Raw genomic sequence first — 19976 nt, forward strand, 5'->3', positions numbered from 1 at the left:
CCGGCGCGGGGCCCCCGCGTATCCAACCCTCGGGCCCCACTCGCCGTACGGGGGTGCCGGGGTGCCGCTCAGCCCGCTGCCGCGGGGACGGCCGCCACGTCGACGGGCACGCGCTCCCGGACCGCCTTGGCCGTCTCCGCCCGGCGCAGCACGCTCGGCGACACCGCCGCCGCGAGCAGTCCGAGCACGCCGACGGCCACCCAGCTCCAGCCACGCCACTCGGTCATCATGAAGGTCACCATGCCCGGGCCGAGCATCGCCGGAATACCGGTCGCAAGGCCGAAGACGCCGCCGTACTCGCCTTGCGCCCCCTCCTTCGCCAAGCTGTACCGCAGGAACCAGGCAGCGGCCGAACCCCAGAGTTCACCGAGCGTCAGCACACCGACCGCGACCACCAGGGCGAGAACGGCCGGGACGGCGGGCACCCAGGCGGCGAACACGAACACGAAACACGCGGCAGCCGTCGCCGCGCAGGACCGGCGCAGAAGACGCCGCGCCCCCTCGGCGGTCTTCGCCCCGCGGCTGGCCCAGACCTGGAAGAGACTGATCAGGACGGTGTTGACGGCCAGCAACCAGACTCCGACGGGCCGCGGCGCGGACGTGTAGTCGACCACCCACAGCGGCAGCCCCACGGTAAGGGCCGCGTCGGCGATCGCCACGAAGCCGCACAGGACGGCGACAGCGAGGTACGGGTAGTCCCGCAGCGCCTCCCACCGGTCTCCGGAGGCAGCACCGCGCGGTCGGCCCGCGGTGGCGGGCAGGCGCATGATGATCCCCGCGGCGCACACGGCCGTAACGGCGTTGGCCACCATCAGGCCCGCGTAGGCGGCCCGGGTGTCCCACGCCGTGGCGGCACCGGCCAGCAGGATGCCGACCGTCACGCCGATGTTGAAGACACTGCGCATCCTCGCCTGCACCTCGACCCGCTCGTCCGCGGTGCAGACGGTCGCGACCACGGCACCGCGGGCGACCTGTTCCGCCTGCTTGGCCGCGCCGAGGAGGCACATCACCACGAGGTAGAGCGGGTAGGAGGAGCCGGTCGTCAGGGCGGCGCACAGCAGGACGGCCTGCAGCAGCCCGGCGCCCACCACCATCCGGCGGGCGCCCACCACGTCGGCCGCCCGGCCAGCTGGTATGCCGACCAACAGCGCCACCACCGCGGCGATCGACAGACCGGATCCCACTTGGGCGATCGACAGGTGCTGGACCCGGGTGAAGAACAGCAGACTGCCCGAGCCGTACATGCCGAGGCCGATGCTGCCGGCCAGGCTGGCCGAGACCAGCAGTCGGCTCGGCCCTGTACCGAGCAGAGCGGCCGGACTCCGGCGCACACGATTCACGAGGTCCACTGGCGTTCTTCCTCCTTGTGTGTCGATGAGTGGCCCGCCAAATCCCGGAGGTGGCGGCGGAAAGCGTCCACGAAATGCTCGGCGCGGTCGCGTCCGACACTGTCGAGCAGGTGCTCGAAGACGCCGGACACCTCGGCCGGCGACATTCGCAGCACCAGCGTCGCGTCGAACTTGGCGCGGTGCGGATCGACCGGCACGACCCGGCAGTCGAGCCCGGGCAGCGTCAGCGGGTAGTCGTCGTCGACGCTCAGGTACAGCTGGGGCATCCGCTTGGGCAGCGTCCGGTCGGCCTGCCGCATCCGGGCGACCAGCGCCGCGAAGGGCAGGTCCTCCTGGGCCGATAGGGCACGCTCGATCTCCCGGGCGGTGTCCTGCAGGAGGTCGTCCCGGGCGGGCGGGAGCGGGCCGAACCGCATGAGCACGGTGTTGATGAGGCACCCGGCGACCGCCATGGCGTCGGGGTGCCGGCGTCCCGAGGTCGCGCAGCCCAGCAGGAACTCGCCCAGCCCCAGGGCCTCGGCGGCCGCGAGGCGGTACGCCGCGGAGACCAACACGAAGGGGGTGAGCCCCCGTCCGCGCGCCGCCTTGGCGAGGTCCGCCCCGAAGCCGCCGGCGAGCTGCAGGCGCTGCACCGCGCCCGGCCCCGCGCCGGCGCGGCCCCCGCGGCGGGCGGCGGCCCCGGCCGCGTGGGCACTCGGGAAGGCCTCGGCCGGGGCTCCGGCCAGCCGGGCCGCCGCTCTCCTGAGCCTGGCGCCGGCCGCGGGCGTGCCGAGTTCCGCGTTCTGCCGGGCGTTCAGGTCGCAGACGGTCACCGCGGGCGCCTGCGCCACCCGGCCGACATCGCGGTAGCAGGCGGCCAGCTCGTCCAGGAAGAGCCGCACCGACCAGCCGTCCGCCACCAGGTGGTGCCAGACAAACAGCAGCAGCGCCCGGTCCGGGGCGAGCCGGAACAGCCGGCAGCGCATCAACGGTCCCTCGTCGAGCGCCATCGGCGCAGTGGCCTCCGCGCGCAGCAGCGCCTGCACGCCGGCTCGGTCGGTTCCCTCGGGGATCTCGATCTCCACCGGCTCGACGGTGTGACGGCCGAGCCGCATCACCGGCCCGCCGTCCCCGTCCTCGTCCTCGATCACCGCGCCGAACGACAGGTGGGCCGCCGCCGCGCGCCGGACGGCCCGTGTCAGTCGGTCGATGTCCAACGGCCCGTTCAGCTCGAAGCAGACCGGCTCCAGGTAGGCGGACTGCAGCGGTTCCGTCAGGTCGTGGAGCCAGATGCCGAGCTGGTTGACGCTCAGCTCGCCGTCGATCCGTCCGGTGGTGCCGGACGGCTGCGCGGGCTCCTCGGCCCGGGTGCCGCGCAGCCGCTGCGCCAGCTCCGTCGCTGAGACCGCGTGCAGGACGTCGGCCGCCGACACGGCCTGCCCGGTGAGGGTCTCCAGTTCGGCCGCGGCCCGGACCGCGCCCAGTGACGCCCCGCCCAGGTCCACGAAGCCAAGTCCGGGGTCCGGCACCTCGGCGGTGCGCAGGATCCGCGCCCACACCAGGGCGACTGCCTGCCCGTCGATCTCCTTGGCGACCGCCTGCCCGTCGGCCCCTTCGGCAAGTGCTCCGGCGGGGAGCCCGGGTGCGGTCTCCGGAACGTCGTCCAGGGGCCGTTCGCGCAGCGCGTCCCGGTCGACCTTGCCGTTGCGGGTGAGTGGGAGTTCTGCGACGGCGACCAGGCGGCTCGGAACGGCGTACACGGGAAGGAGCCCGCGCAGCCGTTGCCGTACCCGGTCGGCGGAGAAGGCGGCGTCCGCCACCACGTAGGCAACGAGGGCCGGACCGATGCCGGGGAGGTCCCGCTGATCGACCACCACCTCGCGCACGGGCAGCACCGACCGCAGGGCGAACTCGACCTCCGCGGGCTCGACGCGGTAGCCGCGTAGCTTGAGCTGCCGGTCGGCCCGCCCGAGGTATTCGAGGTTGCCGTCGGGCAGCGTCCGCACCAGGTCTCCGGTCCGGTACCAGCGCTCCGTGCCGGTACCGGCCTCCGGCGGGTCGAACCGCCCGTGCTGCTCGGCCGTCGCGGCGACGTACCCGCGGGCGACGCCGGCACCGCCGATGAGCAGCTCGCCTGCCCCGTCGGCGGCGGGCCGACCGTCCGGTCCGATGATCCGCAGCAGGTTGCCGGTGACGGCCGTACCGATCGGGGTGCGGCCGGCGGATTCCCCCGGCCCGTCGGGCACCACGTAGAGGGTGCAGCAGACCGTGGTTTCGGCGGGACCGTAGCCGTTGACGATCTGCAGTCCGGGCCGGAGCGCCTTGATCTCCTGGAGCAGCCCGAGCGGGATCGGCTCGACGCCCACCAGGACCCGGCGCAGTGAGCCGCCCGATTCCGGCTCGTCGCGCAGCCGGTCCCGCAGGACGGTGAGGAAGCTCGGCGGCACGTAGCAGCTCCCGACCGCTTCCCGGTCCAGGAACGCGAGGAACCTTCGGGGGTCGAGGCGCTCTGCGGCGGGTACCACGCACAGCGTGCCGCCCCGGACCAGCGGCGCCCACTGCTCCCACACGGCGACGTCGAAATCGGGGCTGCACCACCACGATCCCGTCCAGCCGTCCGGGACGGGTGCACGGACGTCCAGCTCGTCGATCAGGTTGAGGACGCTGCCGTGCTCGACCATGACGCCCTTGGGGCGGCCGGTGGATCCCGAGGTGTGGACGATGTAGGCGAGGTCGTCGTCGGCTCCGGCCGCCGCCTCGCCGGCCGGGGCCGGCGAGAGCAGGGACGACACGCTCCGGACCGTCGAGGACGGGCCGTCCGCCGCCGCTGGGGTCTGTCCCACCACCAACTGCGGGGCACAGTCTTCCAGCATCGCGCGCAGGCGTCCGGCCGGCTGGACGGGGTCCACGGGCACGTAGGCGGCGCCCGTCCAGAACGCGGCGAGGGCAGCGGCGACCGCCTCGCGGCCGGGTGGCAGTAGCAGCACCACCCGGCCTCCCGCGGTCACCCCGGCCTCGCGGTAGCCGGCGGCCAGGGCCCGGGCCCGGTGGACCAGTTCACGGTAGGACCAGGCGCCGGTTCCGTCAGTGACGGCGATCGTGTCGGGGCGCAGGTCGGCGTGACGGAGCACCGCCGTGAGCAGGCTCATGGCCGGGTCCTCGTCAGCGTGACCGGCAGCCGGGTGATGCCGAGGATGAAGTTCGACTGCAGCCGCTCCATCGGTCCGGCTTCCTCGGCCCGGATCCCCTGCTCGGCGAGCCTGCCGAACAGGACGCCCAGCTCCGCCAGTCCGGTCGGCGCGCCGACGCAGCGGTGCACCCCGTTGCCGAGGGCGAGGTGCCGGTTGGGCGTGCGGGCAACGTCGAACCGGTCGGCGGCCGGGAACTGCTTCTCGTCGCGGTTGCCGGAGACGTTCCAGAGCGTCACCGACTCGCCGCGGCGGATCAGCCGCCCGCCGATCTCGGTGTCCTTGAGGGCGATGCGCTGGACATAGGCGTTCACCGAGCCCCAGCGCAGCAGCTCCTCCAGTGCGGTGTCGAGCAATCCGGGGTCGGCGACCAGCCGGTCGAACTCACCGGGGTGCTCCATGAAGGCCGCGAGACCCGCGCACGCCGTGTAGAGCGTCGTCTCGTTGCCGCCCACGGCGATATTCATGCAGTTGTAGAGGACGTCGGACTCCGAGAGCCGTCGCCCGTTGACCTCGGCGGCCAGCAGCATGCTGACGAAGTCCGCGCCCGGACGGCGGCGCCGCTCGGCCATCAGGTCGGCGAAGAAGTCGAAGATCTCGCTCTGTACCTCGGCCAGCCGGATGCGGGCGTCGCTGTCGTCGTAGCCCTGACCGGCCTCACGGAACGCCATCATCCGCCGGGTCAGCCCGATCAGGTGGTGGGCGTCCGTGTGGCCGATGTCGGCCATGGCCATCAGGGCGCCGGCCGGCAGTTCCGCCGCCACGTCGGTCACGAAGTCGCAACCGCCGTCGGCCAGGGCGCGTTCCAGGGCGGCGTCGACCAGCAGCTCCACCTGTTCCCTGGTCCGCCCGATCATCTCCGGCGCGAACGCCGGGTGCATCTGGGCACGGAGCATGCGGTGACGCGGCGGGTCGGTCGCCACCAGCATCCGACCGGCCGCGGTGTCCCGCTCGCTGCGGAGCGACCCGCCGAGGATCGCCCCGCCCTCCGAGCTGAAGGTCGCGTGGTCGCGGTACACCGCAACGATGTCGTCGTAGGTGGTGAGGGCCCAGAAGCCCCCGTCGGCGGTCCTGTTCCACCATACGGGCTCCTCGGCGCGCAGCCGTCGGAACGCTTCGTGGTGCTCCCCGCGGACGAACAGGCCGGGGTCCGAGAGGTCGATCGCGGTGGACGCGGTCCCGGTCATTCCCCGCTCCCGTCGCGAAGGTCGTCGATGACGGCGGCGAGCTCCCGCAGGGAGCTGTTCTCGACGATGTCGCTGAACGCCACGGCCACTCCGAGGTCCTTGCCGATCCTGCGCTGCATGCGGAAGGCCAACAGGGAGTGCCCGCCGAGCGCGAAGAAGTCGTCGTCGGCGCCGACGTGCTCGGCGGCGAGCAGGTCCTCCCAGATCGCCGCCAGACCGATCTCCGTCGCCGTGCCGGGCTCCACCCGCTCCGACTCGCGCCGACGGGCCTCCTCCAGCAGGGCCTGCATGGCGGACCAGTCCCGCTTGCCGTGCGAGTTGGCAGGGATCTCGGGGAGGACCAGGACCGAACTGGGCACCATGAAGTCCGGCAGCTTCGCCTCGGCGAAGGCGCGGACGTCCTTCGGCGTGAGGGCGTCGTACGGGACGACGAACGCGGCGAGCCAGCGGTCCTCGCCGGTGCCGGCCGGGAGCACTGCCGCGTCGCGGACCTCGTCCCACTGGCACAGGGCGCGCTCGACCTCTCCGGGCTCAACCCGGTAGCCCCTGATCTTCACCTGGTTGTCGGCTCGCCCGACGAACTCCAGTACCCCGTCGCCGTCCAGCCGGACGAGGTCGCCGGTGACGTACATGCGGCTGCCGTCCGCCGCGGTCGGATCCGGCAGGAACTGCCGGGCCGTCAGACCTGGCTGCCCGATGTAGCCGCGCCCGACACCCACGCCGCCGACGTGCAGCACGCCCGTCCCGCCGGGGGCCACCGACTGGAGGTCCGGGCCCAGGACGTGCAGACGGGCGCCGTCAACGGCGCGGCCGATCGGCACGGTGCCGGCGTCCGCCGTGACCTCGGTGACAGGGTGGGCCGTGCATGCCGTAGTGGTTTCGGTGGGCCCGTACAGGTTGTGGAACCGTCCCCGGAAGCGGCCCGACAGGATGCTGCGGCAGGCGGACGGGGTGACCACGTCGCCGCCCGTGTGCAGAATGCGCAGCGGGGCGAAAGAGTCGCGGTCCTCCGCTACCAGCTGGTTGACCGCCATGGTGGGGGCGAGCAGCGCCGTGATGCCGTTGCGCCGCAGGTCGCGCTGGAGGTCGGTGCCGATCAGGTCTGCGAGGGCCGGCAGGACGGCGATCTCGGCGCCGGCCGCGAAGCTGCACCACGTCTCGAAGTGGAAGGCGTCGAAGGACAGGCTGGAGATCTGGCCGGTGCGGTCTTCGGGCCGCAGTTCGGGCAGTGCCGGGTTCGTCGCGAAGTTGACCAGGTTGCGGTGCTCCAGCACCACCCCCTTGGGTACCCCGGTCGTGCCCGAGGTGAAGAGCACGCAGGCGGCGTTCGCAGGGGTGACGGTGACGGGCACCGCCGGAACGGGCCCGTCGACCGGCGCGCCGGACCACTCCACCACCGGGCGGTCGACTCCCGCCAGGCGCTCCGCCCAGCCCGGACGGCACAGCACCAGCCTCGCACCGCTGCCCGAGATCATCAGGTCGCGCCGCTCGTCCGGGTAGCGCGGATCGACCGCGACGTAGGCCGCGCCGCTCTTCAGGATGCCGAGGAGGGCGACGAAGACGTCGACGCCCCGCTCCAGGTAGACGGCCACCCGGTCCTCGGCGCCGACACCGAGCCCCCGCAGCCGGGCGGCGAGCGCCGAGGAGCGCTCGTCCAGCTCGCGGTAGTCGAGCGCGGTGTGATCGTCCCGGACGGCGGGCCGTTCACCGTGGGCGGCCACGGTCCGCTCGAAGAGCGACAGCAGGGTGTCGCCGGTCGCATCGCCCGCACCGGCGGGAGCGGCGACCGGATCGGGCCAGATCCGGTCGATCTCGGCGAGGCACTCCTCCCGGTCTCCGGTCATGCCGCCGAGGCCCCAGCCGGACGGTATGTCAAGGTCTGTTGGCCAGACGCTGTACTGTCCGTGCACGCTCTTGACCACGTGGAACGTGTCCGTCGGCACCGTCGACGAAACCATGGACGCCCTTTCTCCCGAGAAGCTCCGCAGACCTACTGTGGCTGGCGGCGGGGATCGCGGGAAGGGAATCCAGGTGGACTGATCCGGCCATGGCACAACCCGTCCACCTGCTGCTTCGGCAGGCGGACGGGTTGTGGCCCGGCCGTCAGCGGCGGTTCAGCAGCACCCGCACCGGTGTCCCGTCGGCGACGGTGCCGACGAGCGTCGGCTCGGCGACGGCCCGGTAGGCGACGCTGTCCGCGAGGACCTCGCCGGCGACGAACTCCTCGTGCGCACGGACAGCATCGAGCGCGGCGCCCGACGCCTCGACGACCAGCTCGACGCGCTCGGACAGGTCGAGGCCGGCCTCCCGCCGGGCCTGCTGCACCAGGCGGACGGCGTCCCTGGCCAGCCCTTCGGCGGACAGCTCGTCGGTCACTGCCGTGTCAAGCACCACCAGGCCGCTGTTGCCGGGCAGGGCGGCGGTGCCGTCCGGGTCCGACGCGACCAGCCGCTCGGTGAACTCGCCCGGCAGCAACTCGATCCCCGCCGCGGTCACGCCGCCCCCGGCGTCCTGCTTCCAGTCGCCGGCCTTGACCGCGCGGATCACCTGCTGGGTGGCTCCGCCCAGCCGCGGCCCGCAGGCCTTCGCGTTGACGGCGATCTCGAAGCGGCCGAACCGGTCCACTTCGGAGGTGAGTTCGACGGCCTTGACGTTGACCTCCTCGCGCAGGATGTCCGAGAACGGCGCGAGGGCAGCAGTGTCCGCGGCCGCCACGGTCAGCCTGGCGAGCGGCAGCCGGACCCGCAGTCCGCGCGCCTTGCGGAGGGACAGAGCCGCCGACGCGATCTGCCGCACCCGGTCCATGGCCGTGACCAGGTCGTCGTCGTGCGGCAGATCCGCCGAGCGCGGCCAGTCCTCCAGATGGACCGAACGGCCGCCCGTGAGCCCCTGCCAGATCCGCTCGGAGGTGAAGGGCAGCACCGGCGCCACGACCCGGGCGGTCACCTCCATGACGGTGTGCAGCGTGTCGATGGCATCGCCGTCGCCCTCCCAGAACCGCTTCCGCGACCGGCGGACGTACCAGTTGGTCAGGACCTCGGCGTGGTCGCGGATCCGCTCGCATGCTGCCGCGATGTCGTGGGTCTCCATCGCCGCCGTGACGCCGTCCACCAGCGAGGCGGTCCGGGCAAGCACATACCGGTCCAGGACGTGGCGGCTGTCCGTGCGCCAGACGCCGCGGCGACCCGCGGCCGTGCCGTACAGGGACAGGAAGGACCAGGTGTTCCACAGCGGCAGGATTGCCTGCCGAACCCCGTCGCGGATGCCCTGGTCGGTGACGACGAGGTTGCCGCCGCGGAGGATCGGGGAGACGAAGAGGAACCAGCGCATCGCGTCGGACCCGTCGCGTTCGAAGACCTCGTTGACGTCCGGGTAGTTACGCCGGGACTTCGACATCTTCTGCCCGTCGTCGCCGAGCACGATGCCGTGCGCGAGGGCCGAGGAGAACGCCGCCCGGTCGAACAGCGCCGTCGCCAGCACGTGGAGGGTGTAGAACCAACCCCGGGTCTGGCCGTTGTACTCGACGATGAAGTCGCCCGGGTAGTGGCGCTCGAACCAGTCTGCGTTCTCGAACGGGTAGTGGACCTGGGCGAACGGCATCGAGCCGGACTCGAACCAGCAGTCCAGCACCTCCGGCACCCGCCGCATCATGGACTTCCCGGTCGGATCGTCCGGGTTGGGCCGCGTGAGCTCGTCGATGTGCGGCCGGTGCAGGTCCAGCGGCCGCACGCCGAAGTCCCGTTCGAGTTCGTCGAGCGACCCGTAGACATCGGTCCTCGGGTACCGCGGGTCGTCGGACACCCAGACCGGGATCGGTGATCCCCAGTACCGGTTGCGTGAGATGTTCCAGTCCCGGGCACCGGCGAGCCACTTGCCGAACTGCCCGTCCCTGATGTGCGACGGCACCCACTCGATCTGCCCGTTGAGCTCGACCATCCGGTCCCGGATCGCAGTGACCCTCATGAACCAACTGTCGACCGCGCGCTGGATGAGCGGGCTGTTGCACCGCCAGCAGTGCGGGTACGGGTGGTCGTACGTCTCGTGCCGGAGCAGCACCCCCGCGGTGTGCGGCGCCCGGTTGCGCAGGTCCCTGATGATTGCCTTGTTGGCCTCGAAGACCTGCAGCCCCGCGTACGGCGGCACCTCGGGGCCGAACCTGCCACGGGCATCGACCGGGACGACGGCCTCGATGCCGGCGGCGTCCGTGACGGCCTTGTCCTCCTCACCGAAGGCCGGCGCAAGGTGGACCAGACCGGTGCCGTCGTCGACCGTCACGTAGTCGGCCGCGAGAACACGGTGGGCGTTCGCCCGGCCCGTGAAGAAGTCGAAGGGTGGCGTGTACGGGCGGCCCACCAGCTCGGCACCCTTGAACCGGCGCAGGACAGTCGGATCCTCGCCCAGCTCGCGCGCGTAGTGCCCGATCCTGGCCTCGGCGATCACATACCGCTCACAGCCGTGGTCCGGCCCGGTCTCCACCAGGGCGTAATCGATGTCCGGGTGGACCGCGACGGCGAGGTTCGAGGGCAGCGTCCACGGCGTGGTGGTCCAGATCAGCGCCAGGGCGCCGTCCAGGTCGGCCAGCGAGCCTGCGCCGTCTGCAGACAGCCGCAGACCCACCGTGACCGCCGGGTCCTGGCGGTCGGCGTAGACGTCGTCCATCTTGGTCTCGGTCGCCGACAGCGGCGTCTCGCAGCGCCAGCAGTACCAGAGAACCTGGAATCCGGAGTAGATCAGCCCCTTGTCCCAGAGCTGCCTGAAGGCCCACATGACCGACTCCATGTAGGAGAGGTCGAGGGTCTTGTAATCGTTGTCGAAGTCGACCCAGCGGGCCTGGCGCCTGACGTAGTCGCGCCACTCGGAGGTGTAGCGGAGCACGGATGTGCGGCAAGCGTCGTTGAACGCCGCGACGCCCATGGTGTCGATCTCGGACTTGTGCTTGATGCCCAGCTGGCGTTCCGCCTCGACCTCGGCCGGCAAGCCGTGGGTGTCCCAGCCGAAGCGGCGCTCGACGCGCTGGCCGCGCATCGTCCGGTACCGGGGGACCGTGTCCTTGACGTATCCGGTCAGCAGGTGGCCGTAATGGGGCAGCCCGTTGGCGAAGGGCGGCCCGTCGTAGACGACGTACTCGTTGCTCCCGTCCTCGCCGGCCGGGCGGTCCTTCACGGAGGCGCCGAACGTCCCGTCGGTCTCCCAGAAGTCGAGCACCTCGTGCTCGATCGCCGGAAAGGACGGCTGGGCGGGAACAGCAGGGTACGTAGATGAATCCGGCCTGTCGGCCATGGCGGTACTCCTCGTGCGCGCGTCGACTGTGCGTGTACGGGGACGCCGTCCGAGTGTGCGGACGCCGCGGTACCACCCCGTTTGCCGTCCGCTCGGCGGACAGCCCCTCATTGACGGCTGTGACGGGCCGCTCCCGTCCGGTTCTACTCCGGGCCGTCGGCCCGTTTCTTCCGGAGGCTCCCCGGTGATAGCCGGATCAGTGCCTGTGACCATGATGAAGTTGTCGGCAGAACCCAACCCGAAGTCAGATACCGCTGTCAACAACGACCGTCGTCGGAGTGCACCCAGCGGATCGTCGCCCACTGGGCACCGGTCAGTGCCGGCGTGCAGGGCGGTACGCCGACATCCCGGTAGCGACCTGCGCCACGTGCCCCAGCCGGCCGGGAGATGCCCCGCTCACTCCTGGCTGGTCGCCCGGTCAGGCCGACTGGCCCGCCGCCGCGAGGGCTCCGGTGCGGACGCGGTCCAGGAGGGCGAGCAGCACCTCCTTGCTGGAGGCCCGGTCGCGGACGTCGCAGAGCACCACCGGCACCGACTCGTCGAGGTCCAGTGCGGCGCGGACGTCCTCGGCGCTCGCCTCGCGGCGGCCGTGGAAGCAGTTCACGCCCACCGCGAACGGCACCCCGCGCTGCTCGAAGTAGTCCACCGCGGCGAAGCTGGACTCCAGCCGCCGGGTGTCCGCCAGGACGATCGCGCCGAGGGCGCCGAGCGCCAGGTCGTCCCACATGAACCAGAAGCGGAACTGCCCCGGGGTGCCGAAGAGGTAGAGCACCAGGTCGTCCCGGAGGGTGATCCGGCCGAAGTCCATCGCGACCGTGGTCGTCGACTTGTCGCGGACGCCGTCGAGGCTGTCCACGCCGACGCTGGCCTGGGTGATCCGCTCCTCGGTCGACAGCGGCTCGATCTCGCTGACCGAGCCGACCATGGTGGTCTTGCCCACGCCGAAACCGCCGGCCACCAGGATCTTGACCGCCCCGGGGACCAGGCTCTGGGTCATCGTGCTTGCTCCTCAGCTGTTCTCAGAGATTGCGCACGCCGTCGATGACGGCCTGGACGAGGGCCAGGTCCGGCACCTCGGCCAGTGGGACCGGTGCCCGCGTGATGATCAGCGAGGCGTCGGCGAGGTCGCCGAGCAGCACCTTGACCACGCTCACCGGCAGGTCGAGCTGGGCCGCGATCTCGGCGACCGCCAGCGGCCGCTCCCGGCACATGCCGAGGATCGCCGCCGGTTCGGGCCCCAGCCGGGTGGTGTCGACGCGCGGGTCGGCGGTGACCACCAGGGTGATCAGCGAGTAGTCGGTGCGGCCCGACTCCGTCCGCCCGCCGGTGATCGCGTAAGGGCGGACGAGATGCCCGGCCTCCCGGTCGAACCACGCCTCCTCGGGGGTCACGCAAGGTCACCCGCCCGCTCCCGGCCCGCATCGCTGCGCGGCGCGGCGGTGAGGTAGGCACCGACCTGCTTGACGAGCATGTTGATCTCGTAGGCCATCAGGCCCGCGTCGACCGCCTCGGAGGTGAGCACGGCCAGCCGGGCGCCCTGGCCCGCGGTGGTGACGAAGAGGAACAGGTGGTCCATCTCGATCACGGTCTGCCGGACGCGGCCGCCGTCGAAGCGCTGGCCGGCGCCGCGGGCGAGGCTCTGCAGCCCGGACGCGACGGCGGAGAGGTGCTCGCCGTCGGCGCGGTCCAGGTTCTTGTCCATGCCGACGAGCAGCCCGTCCTCGGACAGCACCACGGCGTGCCTGGTCTCCGGTACCCGGGAGACCAACTCGTCCAGCAGCCAGTTGAGATCGCGCTGGGTTTCGGTGTGCTGGGTCGTCATCAGGGCTGGTCCTCGCGAGCAGGGGCATGGTCGGGTGCGGTGGTGGTGGGGGTCTCGGCGGAGGCCCCGGCGGGCTCCCCGGCGGGGAACGCCTTCGGCGGCGCACTGTCGCGGGCCGTCCGGGTGCCGCGCTGGATGGCGGCCATGGTGGCGCGCGAGCGCTGCGGCGAGGGGTCGTCCTCCGGGGCGGGCCGGTCCGGCCGGGCGGCCGCGCCGGCGGCCGGGGTACCGCCGCCGGTGGCGCGCTCGGCCGCGGCGGCCTCGCGGAGCTGGTCGGCGAGACTGGCGTTGCGCACCCGCTTCGGCAGCACCTTCGGGGTGCGCAGCTCGTCCCCGGCGGTGAGGTCCTGCGGGTCCTGCAGTTCCTGGACGTCCGGGACGGCGGGCGGCTCGGCCACGGCCGGCCGGACGTAGGAGGTCCCGGCGGCGGGCAGCGCGGGCGGCTGCGACCGCCGGGTGGGCAGCTCGCGCGGCTCCGGGGCGGTCTCGTGGACGGCCCGTTCGGCGACCGGCGCCGGCTCGGGCGCCACGGGCCCGGCGGGTTCGGCCGAAGGCGCGGACTGCGCCGGGACGGCGGGAAGGTCGGGCGCGGTCGGCGCACGGAACGGCACGGCGGAGACCACCGCGCCCGGCAGGCCGGGGATCGGCGCGCCCGCGGTGAGTCCGCCCGCGGGACGGGCGGCGGGCTGCTCGGCCACCCGGGCGCCGAACGGCAGGCCGGGGAAGCCGGTGGGCGCCGGAGCGGCCTCCAGCAGCGCGGTGGGCAGCAGGACGACCGCGCGGGTGCCGCCGTAGGGCGAGGGGCGCAGCGCGACCTGGATGTCGTGCCGGCCGGCCAGCCGGGAGACCACGAACAGGCCCAGCCGCAGGTCGTCGCCGAGCGCGGCGACGTCCAGCTCCGGCGGGTCGGCGAGGTAGGCGTTGAGCCGCTCGTACTCCTCCTCGGACATGCCGAGGCCGCGGTCCTCGACCTCGACGGCGAGGCCCTTGGGGACCTCCTGCGCCGAGACCAGCACCTGGGTGTAGGGCGGGGAGAAGGTGGTGCCGTTCTCGATGAGTTCGGCGACCAGGTGGATGACGTCGGCGACGGCCTGGCCGGCCAGCGCGGTGCGCGGCACGCCCTGGACGACCACCCGGGCGTAGTTCTCGGTCTCGGAGACCGCCGAGCGCAGCACGTTGACCATCGGCACGGCGTTGCGCCAGCGGCGGGCGGGCAGCGCGCCGCCGAGGACGACGAGGTTCTCGGCGTTGCGACGCATCCGGGTGGCCAGGTGGTCGACCGCGAACAGCTCCTTGAGCAGCTCCGGCTCCTCGTGGCGGCGCTCCAGCTCGTCCAGCATGGTGATCTGGCGGTGGATCAGCACCTGGGTGCGGCGGGCGATGTTGAGGAAGACCTTCTTGGTGCCCTCGCGGCTCTGCGCCTGCTGGACGATGGCCGCGACCGCGGTCCGCCGGACGGCGTCGACGGCCTCGGCGACCTGCTGGATCTCGTCCCCGTCGGAGCGGCGGGCGGCGCGGCCGTCGGCCGGCTCCGGCACGCTCTCACCGGCCTCGATCTGCCGGACGACGCCGGGCAGTTCGGTCTCGGCGAGGGTGCGGGTGATCTCCCGCAGGCCGTCCATCCTGGCGGTGAGCACCTGGGCGGTGCGGCGACCCTGGACGAGGCTCCAGGCCAGCACCGCGGCCACGACGGCGGTGCCGAGCGCGAAGGCCAGGCCCTGCCCGGCGTGCAGCAGCAGGACGCCGGCGTACCCCCAGGCGACGGCGAGGCCGGCGCAGGGCACCAGCACCAGGGGGAGGAGGGAGGTACGGAGGGAGCCGGTGCGGCCGGCGCGGTGGCCGGGGCGCTGGGCCGGTATGCCTGGCATCTGATTCCTCGTGCGGGTGCAGACGGCGTGAGCCCGTGCGAGTCGACGGGTGCCGGCGGGGGCGAGCGGGAAGGATATACCGCTTGTTGACTGTCCGTCATCAATTGGCTCCGCACGGCCTGGCCGTCGACGGCAGCACGGTACCAGCCCCGACTGGCCGAAGAGCAACATCATCTGACGGAATGTGGACTGTGCGAGGGGTGTTCGGGTCCGCCCGGCGCCGGGCGCGCCGGGCGGACGCCGGGCGCCGATCAGACCGCGAGCGCCTGCGGGGCCCAGACCGTGCTGTGCACCTTGACCAGCTCGGCGAGCTTCTCCGACCACTGCACGCCGTAGCTGCCGGCGGCCACCTGGCCGAGGCGCAGCCGCTGGACGTCGGAGGTGCCGGCCGGCGGGTAGACGTGCGTGGCGTCGCGCAGGTAGCGCTCGATCCGGAAGTCCGACTGCAGGCCGCGGGCGGCGTGGATCTCCATCGCGTTGCGCGCCGAGTCCAGGGCGTACTCGGTGTTCACCAGCTTGGAGTTCATGAGTTCCGCGTCGCACGGCCGGCCGAGGTCCAGCAGGTGGGCGGCGTGGTACGCGGCCAGCCGTGCGGTCATCAGCCGGGACTGCATCTCGCCGATCTTCAGGCTGATGTTGGGGAGTTCGGCCAGCGGCTTGCCGTAGAGCGAGCGTTCCTCGGCGAAGGCGACGGTGTCCTCGACGATCGCCCGGTGGATGCCGAGGGCGACCGCGGCGAGGTTCGGCCGGCCGTACAGGATGCTGGAGGAGTAGGCGACGTCCAGACCGGTGCCCTCGTCGCCGAGGCGGTTGGCGGCCGGGATGCGGCAGTCCTCGAAGACCAGCTCGCCGAAGCTGAAGCCGTGCAGACCGCTCTGGCAGCCGGGGTCGCCGAGCCGGAAGCCGGGTGCGTCGCCGGGCACCAGGAAGGCGGAGAGGCCGCGGGAGCCCTTGCCGGTGCGGAACACCACGCCGTGCACGTCGCCGATGTGCGAGTTGCCGACGAACCACTTGCGGCCGTTCAGCACGTAGTCGCGGCCGCGCTTGCGGGCGGTGCCGGACATGCCGAGCACGTGGCCGCCGGACTCCGGCTCGGTGACCGCGATGGTCGGCAGCGCCCGGCCGTCCGCGAACTGCGGCAGCCACTGCCTGCGTTGCTGCTCGGAGCCGAAGTGGATGACCTTGGCCACGCCGAGCTGGGAGGCCTGGGCGATGGCGCCCATCGCGCCGCTGACCCGGGAGAGTTCCTCGATGACGACGGTCTTGGCCAGGTGGCCGAGCCCCATGCCGCCGTACACCCGGGGGATGGTGACGCCGATCCATCCTCTGCGGGCGATCTCCCGTGCGAGGTCGTGCTCGACGGTGCGCTCCGCCTCCATCCGGGCGATCTGCGGTCGTACCTCCTTCTCGGCGAACTCCCTGACCTCGGCGCGCAGTTGCTCGTGCCGCTCGTCGGTGAAGTAGTCCTGGCCCAGCATGGGCGTCCTCTCGTCGGTCGGGAGCGCCGCCGTCCCGCCGCCCGCGCAGGGGTGACCGGGGGTGGGGGACGGTCGGAACGGCCGCCGCGCCGTTGAGGGCCGCGCGCGGTTGGACGGGTGACCCGTCCTCGGCAAGCACTCATTGTCATATGCGTCACTGCGCACCTCCAGAGCGTGATCATGGATTGGCGTGAAACGGGTGTGACGTTTTCGGGGCAGGATTTGATCGTGTTCCGGATGGGAATGGATCTTTCCCTCCTGTTCCCGAGCATCTGACGAGACGTCGCCGATCCGGTCGGCAAGGGGTTCTGACACCATGTCCGCCATGACTGATGTGATGAGCGCTCAGAACGCCTATCCGGGCGGTGGGGGCGAGTCCGGACGGACCCGCCGGCTCCGCGACCTGGGACTCAACGACCCCAGCCCGGACGAGGCCTTCGACCGTTTCGCGCACCTCGCGGCCAGCATCACCCGCGCCCCGATCGCGATGGTCAACTTCATCAACGACGAGCGCCAGATGTTCCGCGGGCTCTACATCCCGCCAAATCCCGCGCAGACCCAGCCCGTCGAGGACGACACCTGGGCCGACCGCGGCATCGCCTTCGACCTCCCGGCCCGCGAGATGCCGCTCAGCCACGGGTTCTGCCCGCACGTGGTGGCGCAGCGCTCGCCGCTGGCGCTGGACGACATCCTGGCCTACCCCCGGTTCGCCGGTAACCCGGTCGTCGACGAGCTGGGCGTGCGCGCCTACCTCGGCGCCCCGCTGGTGGACGACACCAACACCGTCATCGGCACGGTCTGCGTGCTGGACCGCGAGCCGCGCCAGTGGGGCCGCGAGCGCCTCAAGGACATCCAGCACCTGGCCGAGGCGCTGCTCTCCGAGATCCGGCTGCGCGACAACCTGCTCGCCCAGCAGCAGGAGATGTTCGCGGCCTTCGACGGCTCGCCCTTCCCGATCATGCTCACCGACGGCGTCGACAACGCGATCCGCTACGCCAACGCCGAGCACGCGGGCATCTTCGGCGCCCCCGGCCCGTACTCCGACCTGGCCCAGGCCTACCCGCAGCTGGCCGCCGCCGGTCTGCCGCTCGCGGTCGGCGAGGCCCACCGCACCGGCCGGTCCACCGTGCTCAAGGACATCCGGGTGCAGTCCTACCTGCCGGGTGCCCGGCGCGCCGAGCAGGTGTACACCTTCACCTGCACCCCGCTGCGCAACGCCCGCACGGGCATGGTGAACGGCGTGCTGACGGTGGGCATGGACGTCACCGCGCAGTCCCGCACCGAGGAGGAGCTCGGCACCCTCGCCGCGCTGCTGGTGGACCGGCTGCAGCAGTCCGGCCGCAGCCCCGGCGAAATGCTCCCCCCGTACCCGCAGGGCCGCCCGGGCCTGTCGGGCTGACCGCTTCCGGCCGGGGCGCGTACGGCGCCCCGGCCCGCCGGCCGCCACGGGGCCGGACGAGCCGATCGGGGCGTACGGATCAAGCCATCCCGTCGAGGGCCGCGGCCAGCCGCTCCGCCCCGGCCACCAGCCGGTCGACGCCCTCGGCCGCACCGTAGCCCGCCCGCAGGTGCGGGGCCGGCGGCTCGGCGGTGAAGTAGGCGCGTCCCGGCGTGACGGCGACGCCGGCGCGCAGCGCGGCGGCGGCGAGCTGCTGCGGGTCGGTTCCGTCGGGCAGCCGCAGCCACAGGTGGTGGCCGCCGGCGGGCAGCCGCTGCGGGAGCAGCTCGGGCCGCAGCCGCCCGAGCGCACCGGCGAGCGCCGTCCGGCGTTCCTGCAACCGCCCGGCCAGGGACCGCAGGTGGTGCGCCCAGGCCGGTGCGCCGACCAGTTCCAGCGCCGCCTCCTGCAGCGGCCGCGGCACGAAGAAGCTGTCGACGGCCTGGACGGCCCGCAGCCGCTCCAGGGCAGGGCCGCGGGCGGTGAGTGCCGCGACCCGCAGGTTGGCCGAGGTGGGCTTGGTCAGCGAGCGGATGTGCACCACCACGCCGTCCGGGTCGTCCGCGGCCAGCGGCGGCGGGGGCGGCGGGGCGTCGGCGTGCGCGAGCCGCCGGGCGAAGTCGTCCTCGACCACGAAGGCGCCGGCCGCCCGGGCGATGCGCAGCACCTCGGGCCGCCGGGCGGCCGACAGCACCGCCCCGGTCGGGTTCTGGTAGAGCGGCTGGCAGACGAACACCCGTGCCCCGCTGGCCGCGAAGGCGTCGGCGAGCAGACCGGGCCGCACGCCGTCGGCGTCCACCGGCACCGGGACGGGGCGCAGCCCGGCCGCGCGGGCCACCGCCAGCAGCCCCGGGTAGGTGGGGGACTCCACCAGGACGGGCGCACCGGGTGCGGCCAGCGAGCGCAGCGCGGCGGTGAGGGCGCTCTGGCCGCCCGCGGCCACCAGCACCTCGGAGGCGCTCACCGTCCCGCCGATGTCGCGGGCGAACCAGGTGCGCAGCTCGGGCAGGCCCTCCAGCGGCGGCCTGCTCCAGGCGCCGGGCCGCCGGCCGGCCCGGGCGAGGGCCCCGGCCAGCGCCTGTTCGGGCAGCAGCGAGGAGTGCAGGTAGCCGCCGTTGAGGTCGATCACCTCGGCGGGCTGGACGGCGAGCGCGCCGAGCACCCCGGAGGCGTCGGCGGACCGGGCCGGCGGCACCCCGGCCTCGGCGCTGAGGGCGACTTCCTGCCAGGAGGTGTCCCCGGCGACCGGCACCGGGCGCGGTGCCGCGGCCCGGAAGACCCCGGCGCCCGGACGGGAGACGACCAGCCCCTCGGCCGCCAGCAGGGCGATCGCCCGGGCGACCGTCACCGGGCTCACCTGGTGGCGTTCCATCAGGGCCCGGCTGGACGGCAGTCGGCCGCCGACCGGGTAGCGGTCAAGTTCGGACCGGAGAATCGCGGCAAGATCCGCCCCACTGCTACGCTCGTGCATGACAGCACACGATAGCGCTATCGCCGCCCGTCCAGTAGCGGTCGGCGGCACCGCACTCGCCGCCCTGGGCGTCCTCGCCTTCTCCTTCAGCTTCCCGGCCACCGCCTGGGCGCTCACCGGCTTCGGGCCGTGGACGGCCGCCGGCCTGCGCGGGGTGCTCGCGGCGGCCGTGGCCGGCGCCGGTCTGCTCGCCGCCCGGGTGCCGCTGCCGGACCGGGCGCACTGGCCGGGCCTGGCGGCCGTGGCGGTCGGCTGCGTCCTCGGGTTCCCGCTGCTCACCACGCTGGCCCTGCAGACCTCGTCCACCGCGCACTCGGCGGTGGTGATCGGCCTGCTGCCGCTGGCCACCGCCGTGGTGGCGGCGCTGCGCTCGGGCGGGCGGCCGTCCCGGGGCTTCTGGTGGGCGGCGCTGGCCGGGGCGGCGGTGGTGCTCGGCTTCACGGTGCAGCAGAGCCGCGGTGCGCTGAGCCGTGCGGACCTGCTGCTGGTCGCGGCGCTGGCGGTGTGCGCGGCGGGCTACGCGGAGGGCGGGCGGCTGGCCCGCTCGATGCCCGGCTGGCAGGTGATCGCCTGGGCGGTGGTCGCGGCGCTGCCCGTATCGGCGCTGGCGGCGGGCCTGGCCCTGGCCGCGGAGCCGGTCCACGCGGGGCCGCGGGCGCTGGCCGGTCTCGCCTACACGGCGGCGATCTCGCAGTTCGGCGGCTTCGTGCTCTGGTACCGGGGGATGGCGGCGATCGGCGTGCCCAAGGCCAGTCAGCTGCAGCTCGCGCAGCCGCTGCTCACGCTGGGCTGGGCGGTGCTGGTGCTGGGGGAGCGGTTCTCCCCGGCGGCGCCGGTCGCGGCGCTCCTGGTGCTGGGATGCATCGCGGCCACCCAGCGGGCGCGGGGCTGACGCCCGCCGCCGGGTGGCCGCAGG

13 protein-coding genes are annotated in these 19976 nt (G+C 73.2%); 2 read left to right on the forward strand and 11 right to left on the reverse strand.

What is annotated here, in order from left to right; translation table 11 throughout:
* Positions 1-68: 68 nt before the first annotated feature.
* The 10 genes from AB0442_RS03510 to AB0442_RS03555 all read right to left on the reverse strand — a co-directional run bounded on the left by AB0442_RS03510 (position 69) and on the right by AB0442_RS03555 (position 16151).
* A complete protein-coding gene (locus tag AB0442_RS03510; protein WP_366160336.1) occupies positions 69-1349 on the reverse strand; it encodes an MFS transporter in 1281 nt (426 codons plus the stop codon).
* Entirely contained in the window at positions 1337-4477 is a 3141-nt protein-coding gene (locus AB0442_RS03515; RefSeq protein WP_366160338.1) for an amino acid adenylation domain-containing protein, read from the reverse strand. Before AB0442_RS03515 ends, AB0442_RS03510 begins: the two co-directional genes overlap by 13 nt.
* A complete protein-coding gene (locus AB0442_RS03520; RefSeq protein ID WP_366160339.1) occupies positions 4474-5703 on the reverse strand; it encodes a cytochrome P450 in 1230 nt (409 codons plus the stop codon). The genes AB0442_RS03515 and AB0442_RS03520 overlap by 4 nt, the downstream gene beginning before the upstream one ends.
* Positions 5700-7661 carry an amino acid adenylation domain-containing protein gene (locus AB0442_RS03525; RefSeq protein WP_366160340.1) on the reverse strand — a complete coding sequence of 654 codons (1962 nt, stop codon included), beginning with the start codon at positions 7659-7661 and terminating at the stop codon, positions 5700-5702. Before AB0442_RS03525 ends, AB0442_RS03520 begins: the two co-directional genes overlap by 4 nt.
* 145 nt (positions 7662-7806) lie before the next feature.
* A complete protein-coding gene (ileS, locus tag AB0442_RS03530; RefSeq protein ID WP_366160341.1) occupies positions 7807-10983 on the reverse strand; it encodes an isoleucine--tRNA ligase in 3177 nt (1058 codons plus the stop codon).
* A 418-nt stretch (positions 10984-11401) separates the two neighbouring features.
* Positions 11402-11980 (reverse strand): ATP/GTP-binding protein, encoded by a 579-nt coding sequence (locus tag AB0442_RS03535; RefSeq protein WP_366160342.1) that lies wholly within the window; start codon positions 11978-11980, stop codon positions 11402-11404.
* 22 nt (positions 11981-12002) lie between these two features.
* On the reverse strand, positions 12003-12374 hold the full coding sequence (locus tag AB0442_RS03540; protein ID WP_263102871.1) for a DUF742 domain-containing protein: 372 nt from the start codon (positions 12372-12374) through the stop codon (positions 12003-12005).
* Complete coding sequence (locus AB0442_RS03545; RefSeq protein ID WP_366160343.1) at positions 12371-12805, reverse strand: roadblock/LC7 domain-containing protein; 435 nt, start codon at positions 12803-12805, stop codon at positions 12371-12373. The genes AB0442_RS03540 and AB0442_RS03545 overlap by 4 nt, the downstream gene beginning before the upstream one ends.
* The gene (locus tag AB0442_RS03550; RefSeq protein WP_366160345.1) at positions 12805-14673 is read right to left on the reverse strand and encodes an ATP-binding protein; all 1869 of its coding nucleotides are present in this window, start codon (positions 14671-14673) and stop codon (positions 12805-12807) included. Before AB0442_RS03550 ends, AB0442_RS03545 begins: the two co-directional genes overlap by 1 nt.
* 251 nt (positions 14674-14924) lie before the next feature.
* Positions 14925-16151: an acyl-CoA dehydrogenase family protein gene (locus AB0442_RS03555; RefSeq protein WP_363546017.1), complete on the reverse strand. Its 1227-nt coding sequence runs from the start codon at positions 16149-16151 to the stop codon at positions 14925-14927.
* Positions 16152-16476: 325 nt separating this feature from the next.
* On the opposite strand from AB0442_RS03555, the gene AB0442_RS03560 reads away from it, so the two are divergent.
* Positions 16477-17550 (forward strand): GAF domain-containing protein, encoded by a 1074-nt coding sequence (locus AB0442_RS03560; protein WP_366160346.1) that lies wholly within the window; start codon positions 16477-16479, stop codon positions 17548-17550.
* A 79-nt stretch (positions 17551-17629) separates the two neighbouring features.
* On the opposite strand, the gene AB0442_RS03565 is transcribed toward AB0442_RS03560, so the two are convergent.
* Positions 17630-19060 (reverse strand): PLP-dependent aminotransferase family protein, encoded by a 1431-nt coding sequence (locus AB0442_RS03565; protein WP_366160347.1) that lies wholly within the window; start codon positions 19058-19060, stop codon positions 17630-17632.
* Between AB0442_RS03565 and AB0442_RS03570 the strand changes: the two genes are divergently transcribed.
* Positions 19059-19952: a DMT family transporter gene (locus tag AB0442_RS03570; RefSeq protein WP_366160349.1), complete on the forward strand. Its 894-nt coding sequence runs from the start codon at positions 19059-19061 to the stop codon at positions 19950-19952. The two genes, AB0442_RS03565 and AB0442_RS03570, sit on opposite strands and share 2 nt — an antisense overlap.
* Positions 19953-19976 lie beyond the last annotated feature (24 nt).

Origin of the sequence: Kitasatospora sp. NPDC085895, from assembly GCF_040702125.1 — a bacterium.
In the GTDB taxonomy this organism is placed as follows: Bacteria; Actinomycetota; Actinomycetes; order Streptomycetales; family Streptomycetaceae; genus Kitasatospora; species Kitasatospora arboriphila.